Below are 14,464 nucleotides of genomic sequence, written 5' to 3'. Positions count from 1 at the left end.
CAAGGAGCGCGACACGCCCTCGCAGAAGGTCGTGCTCGAGTGCTGGATCGCGAACATGCCGAAGATGGTCGCGACCTCCCACGAGACCGAGCTCCAGTCCGCGCTGCACGACGTGCGTGACGACCTGTTCAAGCAGATCGACAAGCACGTGAACAAGGCGCAGGACCGCGCCCGGCGGTGACCGCACCGCCGAGAGGGTCGCGTGACGACCGCGCGGCGGTAGCCCCGACCGAACGGTCGGTCTAGCATCGCGTGCGGCGGTCCGGGGAGGGATCGCCCCCTCGAGCCTGGAGTTCACCGTGAGCACGTCGACCACCGTTGCCCCCGCGATCGACCGTGACGACCTCGTCGCGCGGCACCTGCCGGACCTCCGGGAGGCGGTGGATGCGGCGCGCGCCCGCTCGTACCACTCGCGCTACTCCGAGCGCATCACTGACCCGGCGTACGGCGACGACCCGATCGCCGCCGGCCAGGCCGACTTCGAGGCGCTCCAGGAACGGGGCCTGCGGCTCGACCAGCCCTCCACCGGCGAACGCGTCGCCGGCGAGCGCTCGCCCTACGGGCCCACGTTGGCCATCGACTACCCGGCGTCCGACCCGGCCGAGCTGGTCGCCGCTGCGAAGGCCGCGATGCCCGCGTGGCGGGACGCCGGACCGGACCTGCGCGCGGCGCTCTGCGTGGAGATCCTCGACCGCCTCGGCGCCCGGGCGCACGAGCTCGGGCAGGCCGTGCACCACACCACGGGCCAGCCGCTGGTCATGGCGTTCCAGGCCGGCGGTCCGCACGCCCTCGATCGCGGGCTCGAGGCCGTCGCCTACGCGTGGGACGTGTCCACCCGTCACGCCGCGTCGGTCACCTGGGAGAAGCCGGGCAAGCGCCCGACGATCATGGAGAAGCGCTTCCACGTCGTCCCGCGGGGCGTCGAGGTGACCATCGGCTGCCGCACCTTCCCCACCTGGAACGGCCTGCCCGGGATCATGGCCTCCCTCGCCACCGGCAACCCGGTCATCATCAAGCCACACCCCGGTGCGGTCCTTCCTCTCGGCCTCGTCGTCGAGGTCGCCCAGGAGGTGCTCGGCGCCGCCGGCTTCTCGCCGCACCTCGTGACGCTCGCGACCGACACCCCGGACCGACCCCTCGCGATCGAGCTGGCCACCAACGCCGACGTGAAGCTCGTCGACTTCACCGGCTCGACCACCTTCGGTGACTGGCTCGAGGCCAACGCCACCCAGGCCGAGGTCTACACCGAGAAGGCCGGGGTCAACACCATCGTCGTCGATGGCACCGACCAGGCGGCGGCGATGTTCGCCAACCTCGCCTTCAGCTTCTCGCTCTACAGCGGGCAGATGTGCACGACCCCGCAGGCCGTCTTCGTCCCGCGCGACGGCATCGACACCGACGAGGGCCACCTCAGCTTCGAGCAGGTGGGGGAGCGGATCGCGGCCGCGCTCGAGGAGCTGCTCGAGCCCGCCAAGAAGGGGGTCGAGATCCTCGGTGCCATCGGCGACCCGTCGGTCGTGGAGCGCATCGAGGAGGCGACGGGCCTCGGCCGGGTCGTGGCGGCATCGACGCCGCTCGAGCACCCCGCGTACCCGGACGCCGTGGTCCACACGCCGCTGGTGGTCGCTGTCGACGCCGCCGACGCGGACGCGTGGGACACCGAACGCTTCGGTCCGATCAGCTTTCTCGTCGCCACCGACTCGACCGAGCACGGGCTCGAACTCGTGCGCGACACCGTCAAGCGTCGCGGTGCGATCACCTTCGCCGTCTACGCCGGCAGCGACGAGGTCCGTGCCGCCGCGACCGAGGTCGCGATGGACGCCGGCGTGTCGGCTTCCTTCGACCTGCACGGCAGCGTGTTCGTCAACCAGACCTCGGCGTTCAGCGACTTCCACGCCACCGGCGCGAACCCCGCCGCCAACGCGTCGCTGGTCGACGACGCCTTCGTGGCGTCGCGCTTCCGCGTCGTCGAGACCCGCTGGCACGCCTGAACCGGCCCGCGGGCGCCTCGGGACCGGACCCACGGACGCCCTGCCTGACCGGGGGTGGCGACCGGCCCTGCGCCGACGGGACCGAAGCCACTTCTACGCCGCGGGACGGCGAGGCAGGCTGCTGGTCCCCGGACAGGAGACCTCCCGTGATGCTCGGCATCCGACCCACCGACCCCGTCGGCACGCTCGTCACGGGACCCGTCGCGATGACCTCCCCGACCGCCACGCTGCGGGCCGCCGCGGAGACCCTGACCAGCGACAACCTCGGGCTGCTGCTGGTGGTCGGCCCCGCCGGTCCGCGCGCCGTGCTGTCGGAACGTGACATCGTGGCGTCTATCGCGGCGGGTGACGACGTCGACGTCGAACGGGTCCGTGACCACGCGACGGCCGATCTGCTGACCGTCGACGAGAGCACGAGCGTCCGCGACGCGATGCGGGCCGTGCTCGAGGCCGAGGTCCGCCACCTCGTCATCGAACGGGGTGGGGTCATCGTCGGCGTCGTGTCGATCCGGGACCTCGCCGCCGCCCTGCTCGAGGAGCACACGATCGCCTGAGGTCGTCAGGTCGGTGGGCGGACGCGCGGCACACCGCCGGCGCGAGCCCTAGCGTCCCTCGTCGGCGGCGCTCGTCCGGCGCCGCACCGGCGACCGGGAGGGACCGACGTGACCGATGGGCTCCGCAGCGAGGTGGACGGCGGCGTCCTGACGCTGACCCTCGATCGACCGCAGCGACGCAACGCGCTGACCGGCGCCGTCCTCGACGCGTTCGTCGCGGCGCTGGGCGATCTGGAGCGGGACGTCCGCGTCGTCGTGCTCACCGGCGAGGGCAAGGGGTTCTGCGCCGGGCAGGACCTCGCCGACGAGGCCGTGGCCGCCGAGGGTGCCGACCTCGGCGCGACCGTGGACCGCTGGAACGCGGGGGTGCGGGCCGTCCGGGACGCGCGTGTGCCCGTCATCGCCGCGGTGAACGGGGTCGCCGCCGGCGCGGGCGCCAACCTCGCGCTCGCCTGCGACCTGGTCGTCGCGGCCCGGTCGGCGCGGTTCCTGGAACCGTTCGCTGGCCTCGGGCTGGTCCCCGACGGCGGCGGCACGTGGACGCTGCCACGACTCGTCGGCCCGCAGCGCGCCGCGGCCATGACCCTGCTCGGGGCCCCGCTCGACGCGACGACCGCGGCGGACTGGGGCCTGATCGCCGAGGTCGCCGACGACGACACGTTCGGGACCCGCGTCGCCGAGATCGCCGCGACCATCGCGGGGCTGCCACCGGAGGGCGTGGCCGAGACCAAGCGGCTGCTGCGCGCCACCTTCGACCACGACCTCGACGCTCAGCTCGACCTCGAACGGGACGTGCAGCGTGAGCGAGGTGCGGGGCAGGAGTACCGGTCGGCGCTGGCGGCGTTCCTCTCGCGCTGATCCGCGTCGCTGGCGGTGGCCGCGACCGCCGCGTCCCGCAGCGTCCCGTCCCGTCCCGTGCGCTCGTCCCACGGGATGCTTGACCCGTCCTCGGGCCCTGCCGTACGTTACCGACCGAACGTTCGGGTGGGGAGCGCCGGATCCTCCTGGGTCCGGCGTCCGGACGCCCCGGATGAGGAGCAACGCCGTGCAGGAGACCGTCAGCGATCCGGTCCGCGAGGCCGAGTTCCTCGCCCACCTCGATGCGGGCGGGAAGGTGGGATCGGGCGACTGGATGCCCGACACCTACCGCAACCTCAACATCCGCTTCATCGAGATGCACGCCAACTCCGAGATCATGGGGGCGCTGCCGGAGCGGGAGTGGATCGCGCGCGCACCGTCGCTGCGACGCAAGCGTTCGCTGGCGGCCAAGGTGCAGGACGAGGTCGGTCACGCCCACCTCATCTACCGGGTCGCCGAGACGCTCGGCAAGCCGCGGGCGCAGATGTACGAGGACCTGATCGCCGGCCGCGGCAAGTTCCACAACGTCTTCCACTACCCGACCTACACCTGGGGCGACGTCGCCTGCATCGGGTTCCTGGTCGACGGGGCGGCGATCGTGACCCAGAAGGCCCTGCTCGGCACCTCCTACGCGCCGTACGTCCGCGTCATGAAGCGGGTCGTCGCCGAGGAGTCGCTCCACTACCGCCACGGCGAGGACATCCTGCTCGCGATGGCCTCCGGCACCGACGAGCAGTTCGCCATGCTCCAGGAGGCCGTCGACCGCTGGTGGACGCCGATCATGCACTTCTTCGGGACCGACATCCCAGCGGAGGACGACATCTCGATCCGGTGGGGCATCAAGACCCAGACCAACGAGGAGGGTCGGCAGTCCTGGCTGAGCCAGTACGTCCCGAAGCTGTGGGACGTCGGTATCGAGCTGCCGGACCCCGAGCTCCGCTACGACGTGGACGCCGCGACCTGGCGCTACACCGAACCCGACTGGGACGAGCTCGCCGAGCTGGTGAAGGGCGAACCGGGGCCGACCACCGCGTCGCGGCTCGCTGCCCGTCAGCTCCTGCACCGCCACCACGAGTGGGTGCACGACATCATCACCGGCGACCGGGTACCCGCCGTCGCCTGACCGCAGCGCGACCGCCTGGCGCCGCGGGGCGCCGGCAGCACGACCAGGGAGAGGGAGAGCTCGTGGCGACGTACGAGGTGTTCGGGCGGCGGAAGTTCGACGATCCGCTGACCCACGTCGGGGCGCTGCACGCCGCCGACGCCGAGGCGGCGCTGCTCCTGGCCCGCGAGACCCATTTCCGCCACGACGAGGGTGTGGACTTCGCCGTGGTGGCCACCGAGGACCTCCACCGGCTCGCGGATCCGACGCTCCTCGAGCGGCGGGTCGACGACGGCTACCGCCAGCAGCGGGGCTACTCCGGCTTCCGCGACAAGCGTCAGGCCGCCAAGGACGCCGCCGACGCTCGCGGTCTCGGCCACGTCCGGGAACGGCCCACCCCGCGCGCCGGAGCACCGTCGTGACCGCCGTCACCGAGGTCGCGGCTCCGGACCTGACCACGCCGCGTGCCCAGCTGCTGCTGGTCCTCGCCGACGACGAGCTGATCACCGGCCACCGCGCGTCGCACTGGACCGGCGTCGCACCCTCGCTCGAGGAGGACATGGCGTTCTCGTCGATCGCCCAGGACGAGATCAACCACGCCGACCTCTGGTACCAGGTCCTCATCGGCTTCGACGTGACCGGTGAACCGCAGCGCGCCGCCGTGGACGCGCTCGGTCTCGGTCGCGCTCCGCAGGAGTACCGCCACGCCATCGCGTGCGAACGACCTCCGCGCGACTTCGCCTTCACCCTCGCCCGCCACTGGGCCTACGACCGCTTCGACGCGGTGCGGCTGGGGGCGTTGACGCAGAGCTCGGATCCGGACATCGCGTCGGTGGCCGGCAAGCTCCAGTTCGAGGAGCGCTACCACCTCGAGCACGCCGACCAGTGGTTCTCCCGGCTGGTGAACGGTGGCGAGGAAGCGATCGGTCGGTTCCGCGACGGGTTGACCGTCGCGCTCCCCGAAGCCCTCGGCCTGGCCGAGCCGTTCGAGGATGAGGACGAGGCGCTCGCGTCGGGCTTGCTGCCGGTCTCGCACCCCGACCTCGGCGGGCGCTGGCTCGAGATCGTCGCCCCGCTCCTGCGGACGGCCGACATGGACGACCTCGTGCCGTCCGCCGTCCCAGCCGAAGCCAGCGGGGGGCGGCTCGGTCGGCACACCGACGACTTCACCGCCGACGTCTGGCCCGAGATGACCTCGCTGTACCGCGAGCACCGGGGAGCACGCTGGTGAACGACGTCCTGCCTCCGGAACAGACCGCGACGACCCTGCTCGACGCGGTGCGTGGGGCCGTCGCCGACGTCCCCGACCCCGAGCTGCCACCGGTCACCCTCGGCATGCTCGGCATGGTCCACGCGGTCGATGTCGAGGACGGCCACGTCCGCATCGAGCTGCTGCCGACCTTCGCCGGGTGCCCCGCCACCGAGATCATGGAACGTGACGTGGTCGAGGCCGTCGGGCGCGTCCCGGGTGTCGATCAGGTCAGCGTCCGGTTCCGTTTCGACCCGCCGTGGACCCCCGACCGCATCGACGCGATCGGGCGCGAACGGCTGCGGGAGTTCGGCATCGCCCCCCCTGGCGGCGCGACCGGCGCACCGACCGCGGACGGTCGCGTGACCCTGCCGCTGATGCTCGGTCCCGCGTCGGACCCCCGCCCGTGCCCATACTGCGGCTCGAGCGACACGGTGCGCGAGTCGAACTTCGGGCCGACGCCGTGCCGGGACGTCCGCTTCTGCGAGGGCTGCCAGCAGCCCTTCGAGGCGTTCAAGGCGTGAGGGGCGACGACCACGACCCCGCCGTCGAGATGATGGCGAACGACTCCGCGTCGGCCGCGCTCGGTATCGAGGTCGTCGAGGTCCGCCCGGGCTACGCCCAGGTCACGATGACCATCGACGACCGCCACCTCAACGGCCACCGCATCGCCCACGGCGGGTACGTCTTCCTGCTCGCCGACACCGCCTTCGCCTGCGCGTGCAACAGCGGTCGACCGACGACCGTGGCCGCCACGGCCGAGATCGACTTCATCGCCGCCGCCCACGACGGTGACGTGCTGATCGCCGAGGCGGTCGAGCGTGCCACCTTCGGTCGCAGCGGCATCACCGACGTGACGGTCCGGCGGACCGCGACCAGCGACGGACCCGTCACCGGTGACGGGGACCTGATCGCCGAGTTCCGCGGTCGCAGCCGGACCCTCCGGGAGCCCACCTGACGTGCTGGACCTGACCCCCGACCCCGCCACACTGGACCCGATCGAGACCGCGTCGATCGACGAGCTGCGCAGCCTCCAGCTCGAGCGCATGCGCTGGTCCCTCGGCCACGCCTACGACAACGTGCCGCGCTACCGCCGGGCGTTCGACGCGGCGGGTGTGCACCCGGACGATCTGCGTGAGCTGTCGGACCTGTCGAGGTTCCCGTTCACGACCAAGCAGGACCTGCGTGCGGAGTACCCGTTCGGCATGTTCGCGGTGCCGCGCGAACAGGTCGCCCGGCTCCACGCCTCGTCCGGCACCACCGGCAAGGCGACCGTGGTCGGCTACACGGCCAAGGACATCGACACCTGGGCCGAGGTCGTCGCGCGGTCCCTGCGGGCCAGTGGGGTCCGCCCGGGGTGGGTGGTGCACGTGGCGTACGGCTACGGGCTGTTCACCGGCGGCCTCGGTGCTCACTACGGCGCCGAGAAGCTCGGCTGCACCGTCGTACCCGTGTCCGGGGGGATGACCGAGCGGCAGGTCCAGCTGATCGTCGACTTCCAGGCCGACGCGATCATGGTCACGCCGTCCTACGCCCTGTCGATCCTCGACGAGATGCGCGAGCAGGGCGTCGACCCGCACGGCACGAACCTGAAGGTCGGCGTGTTCGGCGCGGAACCGTGGACCGAGGCGATGCGCGCCGAGGTCGAGGACGCGTTCGGGATGCACGCGGTCGACATCTACGGCCTGTCCGAGGTCATCGGCCCCGGCGTCGCCAACGAGTGCGTCGAGGTCAAGGACGGCCTGCACGTCTGGGAGGATCACTTCTACCCGGAGATCATCGACCCGGTCACCGGCGAGGTCCTGCCCGACGGCGAGGAGGGCGAGCTGGTCTTCACCTCGCTGACCAAGGAAGCGATGCCGGTCGTCCGCTACCGCACCCGCGACCTCACCCGGCTGCTGCCCGGCACGGCCCGCACGATGCGCCGGATCGAGAAGATCACCGGGCGCAGCGACGACCTCATCATCCTGCGCGGGGTGAACCTGTTCCCGACCCAGGTCGAGGAGCTGCTGCTCGACGTGCCCGGCCTGGCGCCGCACTTCGAGTGCGTCCTGACGCGGCCCGAACGCATGGATCAGCTGACGGTCCGGGTCGAAGCCCGGGACGGCCAACTCGCCGGCTCCGCCGACCGCGACGCTGCGGCGCGAGCGCTCCGTCGCCGGGTCAAGGCCCGGATCGGTGTCAGCGTCGACGTCGAGGTGGTCGACCCCGCGGCCATCACCCGATCGATCGGCAAGGCCAAGCGCGTGATCGACCGCCGCTGACGTCCGCGCGTCGATGTCAGCGCGTGCCGACGTCAGCGGAACAGGCCGTCGAACGCCAGGGTGACGAGGGCGTCGGCCACGTCGCTGGCGCTCTCGCCCCTGCCCGGCCGGTACCACTCGACCAGCGAGTTGACCGTCCCGAAGACCAGCCGAGTCACGAGCGCGGGGTCGAGGTCGGTCCGTAGGTCGCCCTCGGCGATCGCCTGCGCGACCACGTCGGTGACCCGGCGATCGAACTCCCGTCGCCGTTCGAGCGCCTCGAGCTCGGTGGGGGTGTTGCCGCGCACCCGCAGGAGCAAGGTGACGGCCGGCAGCTCCGCGTCGAGCACCTCGACGCTCCGCCGCAGGATGTGCTCGAGCCGGTCGCGGGCCGGCCCCTCGTTGGATGCCGGCTCGTCGAGCACCGCGAACAACCCCGCCAGCGCGGTGTCCAGCGCCATCCCGAGGAGCGCTTCCTTGCCCTTCACGTGGTGGTAGATCGACGACTTGGTGATCCCGGCCGCACGGGCCAGATCCTCCATCGAGGTGCCGTCGTACCCGCGGTCGTTGAAGACGGCCACGGCCGCGTCGAGCAGCGAGTCCACCGTGTGCGTCGCACGTCGCGGCGGCACCGGCTCCGAGCTCACGTCGCGCCTCCTACGGCTGGTCGGGATGGCCGGATTCGAACCGGCGACCCCCTCGTCCCAAACGAGGTGCGCTAACCAAGCTGCGCTACATCCCGGGTGTACGCCCACAGGCTAGCCGTCGGCGGAGTCGGCTCCGGCCGCACGCTGCCGACGCGTCGTACGTTGTCTATGACAGTTCGCGCACACGACGTCGCACTTCTGGAGTTCGTCGAGCACAGCGCGGCGTCCTGCCGTGTGGACCAGTCGGGAGACCTCGGCCCGCTTCTCGCCTCGAACGTGGTCGAGATCCATGACCTCTGCTGGGAAGTTCCACCGCAGTCCGCGCACGGTCGGTCCTTGTGCATGCGAACCAGTGCTGCAAGTTCGCGCCGACGACGGGTTCGTCGTTCGCGAAGCGCCGCGAGGTGACGTTCTCGGTTCTGAGGTTGCCTGTACCACGCACGCCACGCTGCACGCTCGCACGTGCGGCAGAGGCTCTGCCGTCGTTCGTGAGCAGCATCACGCCAGCCGAACTGCTCCTCCGGCAGATCGGTGGCGCACGTCGGACACCGTCGGGTTCGCACCGGTCACCTCCGCCTGAAGCTTGCCGCATGCGACTCGGCCGCAGGAGAGCTATCCACAGGCTCGGACGAGGGCGTCAGGCCCCGAACAGGGCGCTTCCCCCGAAGGTGACCAGCATCGCGAGCACGCCGCCGATGAGGATGCGGCCGACCGCGCGGCTGCGCTGAGCGCCGCCGGCCATCGCCGACAGGACACCGAGGATGAGCAGCGCGATCGTGGTGGCGATCCCCACCGAGTACAGGATCGAGCCGAACGGTGCGAAGAGGACCGCGAGCAGCGGGACGGACCCGCCCACCGCGAACGAGGCCGCCGACGCGATCCCGGCCTCGAGCGGTCGCGCGGACAGGGCGTCGGTGATGCCGAGCTCGTCCTGGGCGTGGGCGGCCAACGCGTCGACCTCGTGCAGCTCGCGGGCGACCGCCAGGGCGGTCTCGGGGGTGACGCCGCGCGCCTCGTAGATGGCCGCGAGCTCACGCAACTCGCCCCCCGGGTCCTGCTCGAGCTCCCGCATCTCGAGCTGCAGATCGGCCTGCTGGGCATCCTTGGCCGCAGCCACCGACACGTACTCGCCGACGGCCATCGAAGCGGCGCCGGCGATCAGACCGGCGATGGCGGCCACCACCACCGGGTCACGGGTCGAACTGGCGGCGGTGACGCCGACCACCAGGGCGGCGGTGGACACGATCCCGTCGTTCGCGCCCATCACGGCCGCACGGAGCCAGTTGCTCCGGCTCGAGAGGTGCTGCTCGGCGTGGGGGATCGACACGGCTCTCGCCTTCCTGAGGTGTGGCCGCGCATGGAACCAGGCCGGGCGGCCCGCACGCTGGATGGACACCAGCGGGACGAGGTGGAACCATCGCGCCCCGCCCCGCGTCGTCGGGGCGCCCCCGTGCGTGCCGCGACCCGCTCGCCTCCCCACCGCTCCAGAGCGAAACGCGCCGACGCTCCCTACGAACGAGGATCCACCGACCGTGAAGACGTCCGTCGAGACCCTCGACCCGGTCAAGGTCAAGCTGACCGTCGAGGTCGAGCCCAAGCGCGTGAAGCAGGCCTTCGACCGCGCGGCCCGCGAGCTGGCCAAGCAGGTCAACGTGCCCGGCTTCCGGCCGGGCAAGGCCCCACGCCGCCTCATCGAGCAGCGCTTCGGCGAGGGCGTCATCGCCCAGCAGGCGCTCGAGGACTCGCTGACCGACCTCTACCTCGAGGCCGTGCGAGCCGAGGAGCTCGTCCCTGTCGGCCAGCCCGAGGTCGACGTCGAGACGTTCACCGAGGCCGAGGGGGCGACCTTCACCGCCACCGTCGAGATCCGGCCCGAGCTCGACCTGCCCGACCACACCGGTATCGCCGTCAGCTTCCCGACCTGGGACGTCGACGACTCGAAGATCGACGAGCAGCTCGAGCAGATGCGCGAGCGCTTCGCCGAGGTCGAGGTCGTCGAGCGTGCCGCGAAGAAGGGCGACCTCGTCACCATCGACCTCGCGGTCGCCATCGACGGCGAGGAGCTCGAGTCCGCTCGGGTCGAGGACGCCCTCTACGAGGTCGGCTCGGCCGGTGTCACCCCGAAGCTCGACGAGGAGCTCGTCGGCGCCTCCGCGGAGGACGAGCTCAGCTACGAGGACACCCTGCCCGACGAGTACCCCGAGCACGGCGGTGAGACCGCCACGTTCACGGTCACCGTCAAGGACGTCCGCGAGAAGCAGCTCCCCGACCTCGACGACGACTTCGCGACCACGGCTTCCGAGTTCGATTCGATCCAGGACCTGCGCCGCGACCTGCGGACCGCGCTGCTCAAGCGCAGCATCCAGCAGGCCCAGCACGACCTGCGCGGCACCATCCTCGAGGCCTACCTCGCCAAGGTGGACGTGACCCTGCCGCCGACGATGATCGAGGCGGACGCCGAACAGCGGATGCACCAGCTCCGGCACCAGGCCGAGCGGTTCGGCGCGGACGTCGAGCAGCTGCTCGAGCTCGAGGGCACGACCCGCGAGGAGTTCGAGACCAACGCACGCCAGCAGGCTGAGGGCACCGTCAAGGCGCAGCTGGTGCTCGACGAGCTCGCCACGTCGCTGGAGGTGCCGATCGACCCGGCCGACATCGACGCGGAGATCGTCCGCCACGCGCAGACCAACGGCATGCCGCCGCAGGAGGTCGCCCGCATCATCCAGCAGCAGGGCAGCCTGCCCGCGCTGCTCGGCGACATCATGCGTCGCAAGGCGATCGACGCCATCGTCGCCGGCGCCGAGGTCGATGGTGGCCCGTCCGACGAGGCGCTCGAGGAGGTCGGCCTCACGCGCGTGGACGGGGTCATCACCGAAACCCCGCCCGAGATCGTCGAGGTCCCGACCGAGGACGCCGACACCGACGCGACCGGCGCCACGGACGAGGTCGAGACCCCGGACGCGGACGCCGCCGACACGGACGACGACCAGACCTGACCCTCCACGAGCCAGGAGCGGGGCCCCCCCCCCCCCTCACGTGGTAGCGGGGTGCTGGTGTGGCGCTGCTGCTACGTGGGGACCCCGCGAGCGGTCGAGGTGGCCGCGCCGGCCCGCAGCGGGGTGCTGGTGTGGCGCCAGCGCCACGTGGGGACCCCGCTACTGGCGTCGAGGTGGGAGGTGGTCGCGGCCGGTCCCGAGCTCGCGCTGCGAAGCGATCGCGGCGTCGAGGCCGTCGAGCACGTGGTCGCGATCGTCGAACCAGTCCCGCCAGTCGATCGGGTAGGGGACCCACGGCGTCCCCGCGTACGCGGCGATGCGTCGGCGGTCGGTTCGCCGCTGTGAGCGGGTGCGGTGGAACGCGTCGCCCTCGGTCTCGACCGCGACCTTCCAGGGCCGGAGCGCGATGTCCGGTGTCAGCCCGACGCCGTCAGGGGTGTCGATGCGCGTTGTCGAGCGCTCGGCTGGGTACCCGAGCCCTGACAAGGTCCTGGCGACCTCGTCCTGGAAGATCGACTCGACGGTGAGCGGTCCGAACTCGTGGCACAGGTCGCGGAGCGTGCCCTTGCCCGGCACGGGGCCGACGCGATCGAGCAGGGCGAGGACCTCGTCGGTCGTGGCCAGCCCACGGTGGAGAACGTCGATGAGCCGCGCCCGTTGGCGCGTGGCGTCGGCGCGGCTCGAGCTGAGCAGAGTGGCGGGCACCGTCAGCGTCGCGACACCCTGCACGGCGACGACATCGTCGCTGGTCAGCCACCGCGCCCGGTGGATGCGTACGTCGCGGTGCCGTTCCGCTCGGTACGGGTGCGCCAACGCGACGCTCTGCCGGTCCGGCGGCCGCGCCTCGAGCCCGTGCAGCCACGCCGCGGTGTCACGGCTCGCCGCCGCCAACCCGGCGGTGCTCACGGTCACCACGGTCACCCGCTGCTGGACCGAGTCGGGCACGTGCGGGTGCAGCCGGACGCCCTCCCGCGCGACCGTCCAGGACTCGCGGGCCGTGCGACGGTGGAACCGGGAACGTGTCACCCCGAGCTCGGTCGCCAGCGCCGCGTCCGCGACCCCGTGCCGTTCCCGCACCGCCTGCTCGAAGGCGGGCCAGGTCTCCGGCCGCGGCGTCGGCTGCTCGTCTTCGTCCTGGTCATCCTTCATCCGTGCAGCCTCGCATCGACCTGCGTGCGTGCACCGGCGGATCCGGGTCGGCCTGTGGACGACGTGGCGGCGAGGACCAGCGGGGTGGTGGTGTGGCGCCAGCGCTACGCGAGGACCCCGCTACCCGTGTCGAGGTGGGTGTGGGCCGGAGCGGGGTGGTGGTGTGGCGCCAGCGCTACGCGAGGACCCCACTGCCAGCCGAGGTGGCGCGGGAGGCGCCGAACGGACGGGGGCACCTGCGTGGGCGCGACGCAACCCGGCCGGCCGACGGAGCGGCGTGGGTACGCTCCTGCGGCGCGCTGCGCGCCCCACCACCCTCGAGAGGACCCGCCGTGGACGTCACCGGCACCGGAACGCCGTCGCCCCTCAACTACCTGGTCCCGACGGTCATCGAGCAGACCAACCGAGGTGAGCGCGCGTTCGACATCTACTCGCGCCTGCTCCAGCAGCGCATCGTCTTCCTCGGCACGCCGGTGAACGACGAGATCGCCAACCTCGTGATGGCCCAGCTCCTGCACCTCGAGTCGGAGGATCCGGACAAGGACATCGCGATGTACATCAACTCGCCGGGCGGGTCGATCACCGCGTTGTTCGCCATCTACGACACGATGGCGTACATCGGCAACGACGTGTCCACCATCTGCATGGGACAGGCCGCGTCGGCCGCTGCGGTGCTGCTCGCCGCCGGCACCCCGGGCAAGCGCTTCGCCCTGCCGCACTCGCGGATCCTCATGCACCAGCCCTCCGGTCAGGCCGAGGGCCAGTCGGTGGACATCGAGATCCAAGCGCGCGAGATCCTGCGCATGCGCGACCTGCTCAACGAGATCCTCGCCGAGAAGACCGGCCAGAGCGTCGAGAAGATCGCGCACGACACCGATCGGGACTTCGTCCTCGAGGCCGAGGCGGCCAAGGAGTACGGCGTGGTCGACCACATCATCAGCTCCCGCCAGGTCCAGGAGCGCGCGCTGCGCTGACCGCGCCGCTCCGTCACCACACCAGGACCCGGGCCGGATGGCCCGGGTCCTCGCGTTCCGTTGGGGACCTTGACTGCGGGCAGGGGGCGCCGCCGTTACCATCGGCGAGCGGTGCCGGAGCGGAGCCCGGGGTCGCCACGCCAGCGGAGGGCGAGCGATGGCCAAGTTCGGTGAGGGAGACGCTCTCCTCAAGTGCTCGTTCTGTGGCAAGTCCCAGAAGCAGGTCAAGAAGCTGATCGCCGGGCCTGGCGTCTACATCTGCGATGAGTGCATCGACCTGTGCAACGAGATCATCGAGGAGGAGCTCGCCGAACCTGCCGAGCTCGGCCTCGAGGAGCTGCCGAAGCCCAAGGAGATCTACGGCTTCCTGAACGACTACGTGGTGGGCCAGGACTCGGCGAAGAAGACCCTCGCGGTCGCCGTCTACAACCACTACAAGCGCATCCAGGTCGGGACCGCCGCCGCCGACGAGGTCGAGCTCCAGAAGTCCAACATCCTGCTGCTCGGCCCGACCGGCTCCGGCAAGACCCTCCTCGCCCAGACCCTCGCCAAGCTCCTCAACGTGCCGTTCGCGATCGCGGATGCCACGGCGCTGACCGAGGCCGGCTACGTCGGTGAGGACGTCGAGAACATCCTCCTCAAGCTCATCCAGGCCGCCGACTTCGACGTCAAGAAGGCCGAGACGGGCATCATCTACATCG

At 71.6% G+C, this 14,464-nt stretch carries 15 protein-coding genes, 1 tRNA gene and 1 pseudogene; 13 read left to right on the top strand and 4 right to left on the bottom strand.

From position 1 onward, the window contains the following. The 10 genes and pseudogenes from WEB03_RS10840 to paaK form a co-directional block, all read left to right on the top strand. Window positions 1-181 (top strand): annotated as a pseudogene (locus WEB03_RS10840) (HPF/RaiA family ribosome-associated protein); the annotation flags it as partial. A gap of 118 nt (window positions 182-299) precedes the next feature. Then, window positions 300-1,991, top strand: coding sequence for a phenylacetic acid degradation protein PaaN (gene paaN / locus WEB03_RS10835; protein ID WP_368070964.1), 1,692 nt, complete (start codon window positions 300-302; stop codon window positions 1,989-1,991). Between the two features lie 149 nt (window positions 1,992-2,140). After that, window positions 2,141-2,545, top strand: a complete 405-nt coding sequence (locus WEB03_RS10830) for a cyclic nucleotide-binding/CBS domain-containing protein (RefSeq protein ID WP_368070966.1) — start codon at window positions 2,141-2,143, stop codon at window positions 2,543-2,545. Between the two features lie 108 nt (window positions 2,546-2,653). Then, window positions 2,654-3,403 (top strand): enoyl-CoA hydratase-related protein, encoded by a 750-nt coding sequence (locus WEB03_RS10825; RefSeq protein WP_368070963.1) that lies wholly within the window; start codon window positions 2,654-2,656, stop codon window positions 3,401-3,403. A 187-nt stretch (window positions 3,404-3,590) separates the two neighbouring features. Next, window positions 3,591-4,526 carry a 1,2-phenylacetyl-CoA epoxidase subunit PaaA gene (gene paaA / locus WEB03_RS10820; protein WP_368070962.1) on the top strand — a complete coding sequence of 312 codons (936 nt, stop codon included), beginning with the start codon at window positions 3,591-3,593 and terminating at the stop codon, window positions 4,524-4,526. Window positions 4,527-4,588: 62 nt separating this feature from the next. After that, window positions 4,589-4,927, top strand: coding sequence for a hypothetical protein (locus tag WEB03_RS10815; RefSeq protein WP_368070961.1), 339 nt, complete (start codon window positions 4,589-4,591; stop codon window positions 4,925-4,927). Then, window positions 4,924-5,736 carry a 1,2-phenylacetyl-CoA epoxidase subunit PaaC gene (gene paaC, locus WEB03_RS10810; RefSeq protein ID WP_368070960.1) on the top strand — a complete coding sequence of 271 codons (813 nt, stop codon included), beginning with the start codon at window positions 4,924-4,926 and terminating at the stop codon, window positions 5,734-5,736. Before WEB03_RS10815 ends, paaC begins: the two co-directional genes overlap by 4 nt. Then, window positions 5,733-6,278, top strand: a complete 546-nt coding sequence (paaD, locus tag WEB03_RS10805; RefSeq protein WP_368070959.1) for a 1,2-phenylacetyl-CoA epoxidase subunit PaaD — start codon at window positions 5,733-5,735, stop codon at window positions 6,276-6,278. Before paaC ends, paaD begins: the two co-directional genes overlap by 4 nt. A 29-nt stretch (window positions 6,279-6,307) precedes the next feature. After that, complete coding sequence (paaI, locus tag WEB03_RS10800) at window positions 6,308-6,712, top strand: hydroxyphenylacetyl-CoA thioesterase PaaI (RefSeq protein ID WP_368070965.1); 405 nt, start codon at window positions 6,308-6,310, stop codon at window positions 6,710-6,712. 1 nt (window position 6,713) lies between these two features. Next, window positions 6,714-8,018, top strand: coding sequence for a phenylacetate--CoA ligase PaaK (gene paaK / locus WEB03_RS10795; RefSeq protein WP_368070958.1), 1,305 nt, complete (start codon window positions 6,714-6,716; stop codon window positions 8,016-8,018). Between the two features lie 32 nt (window positions 8,019-8,050). On the opposite strand, the gene WEB03_RS10790 is transcribed toward paaK, so the two are convergent. The 3 genes from WEB03_RS10790 to WEB03_RS10780 all read right to left on the bottom strand — a co-directional run bounded on the left by WEB03_RS10790 (window position 8,051) and on the right by WEB03_RS10780 (window position 9,971). Beyond that, complete coding sequence (locus WEB03_RS10790; protein ID WP_368070957.1) at window positions 8,051-8,644, bottom strand: TetR/AcrR family transcriptional regulator; 594 nt, start codon at window positions 8,642-8,644, stop codon at window positions 8,051-8,053. Window positions 8,645-8,661: 17 nt separating this feature from the next. Then, window positions 8,662-8,739: transfer RNA gene (locus WEB03_RS10785), tRNA-Pro, on the bottom strand. A 542-nt stretch (window positions 8,740-9,281) separates the two neighbouring features. Then, a complete protein-coding gene (locus WEB03_RS10780; RefSeq protein ID WP_368070956.1) occupies window positions 9,282-9,971 on the bottom strand; it encodes a VIT family protein in 690 nt (229 codons plus the stop codon). 205 nt (window positions 9,972-10,176) lie between these two features. Here WEB03_RS10780 and tig point away from each other — a divergent pair, with 205 nt between their 5' ends. After that, the gene (gene tig, locus WEB03_RS10775) at window positions 10,177-11,640 is read left to right on the top strand and encodes a trigger factor (RefSeq protein WP_368070955.1); all 1,464 of its coding nucleotides are present in this window, start codon (window positions 10,177-10,179) and stop codon (window positions 11,638-11,640) included. Between the two features lie 159 nt (window positions 11,641-11,799). Here tig and WEB03_RS10770 read toward each other — a convergent pair whose 3' ends face one another. After that, on the bottom strand, window positions 11,800-12,789 hold the full coding sequence (locus tag WEB03_RS10770) for a hypothetical protein (protein WP_368070954.1): 990 nt from the start codon (window positions 12,787-12,789) through the stop codon (window positions 11,800-11,802). A gap of 332 nt (window positions 12,790-13,121) precedes the next feature. On the opposite strand from WEB03_RS10770, the gene WEB03_RS10765 reads away from it, so the two are divergent. Both WEB03_RS10765 and WEB03_RS10760 read left to right on the top strand, forming a co-directional pair. Beyond that, the gene (locus WEB03_RS10765; protein WP_368070953.1) at window positions 13,122-13,763 is read left to right on the top strand and encodes an ATP-dependent Clp protease proteolytic subunit; all 642 of its coding nucleotides are present in this window, start codon (window positions 13,122-13,124) and stop codon (window positions 13,761-13,763) included. Between the two features lie 157 nt (window positions 13,764-13,920). Further along, window positions 13,921-14,464: ClpX C4-type zinc finger protein (locus WEB03_RS10760; protein WP_368070952.1), on the top strand; the 544-nt coding region annotated here is incomplete at its 3' end.

It is taken from the genome of Nitriliruptor sp., from assembly GCF_040882075.1.
GTDB lineage: Bacteria > Actinomycetota > Nitriliruptoria > Nitriliruptorales > Nitriliruptoraceae > Nitriliruptor.
The sequence above is the reverse complement of the archived record's forward strand: the minus strand, read 5'-3'. Positions and strand labels throughout refer to the sequence as shown.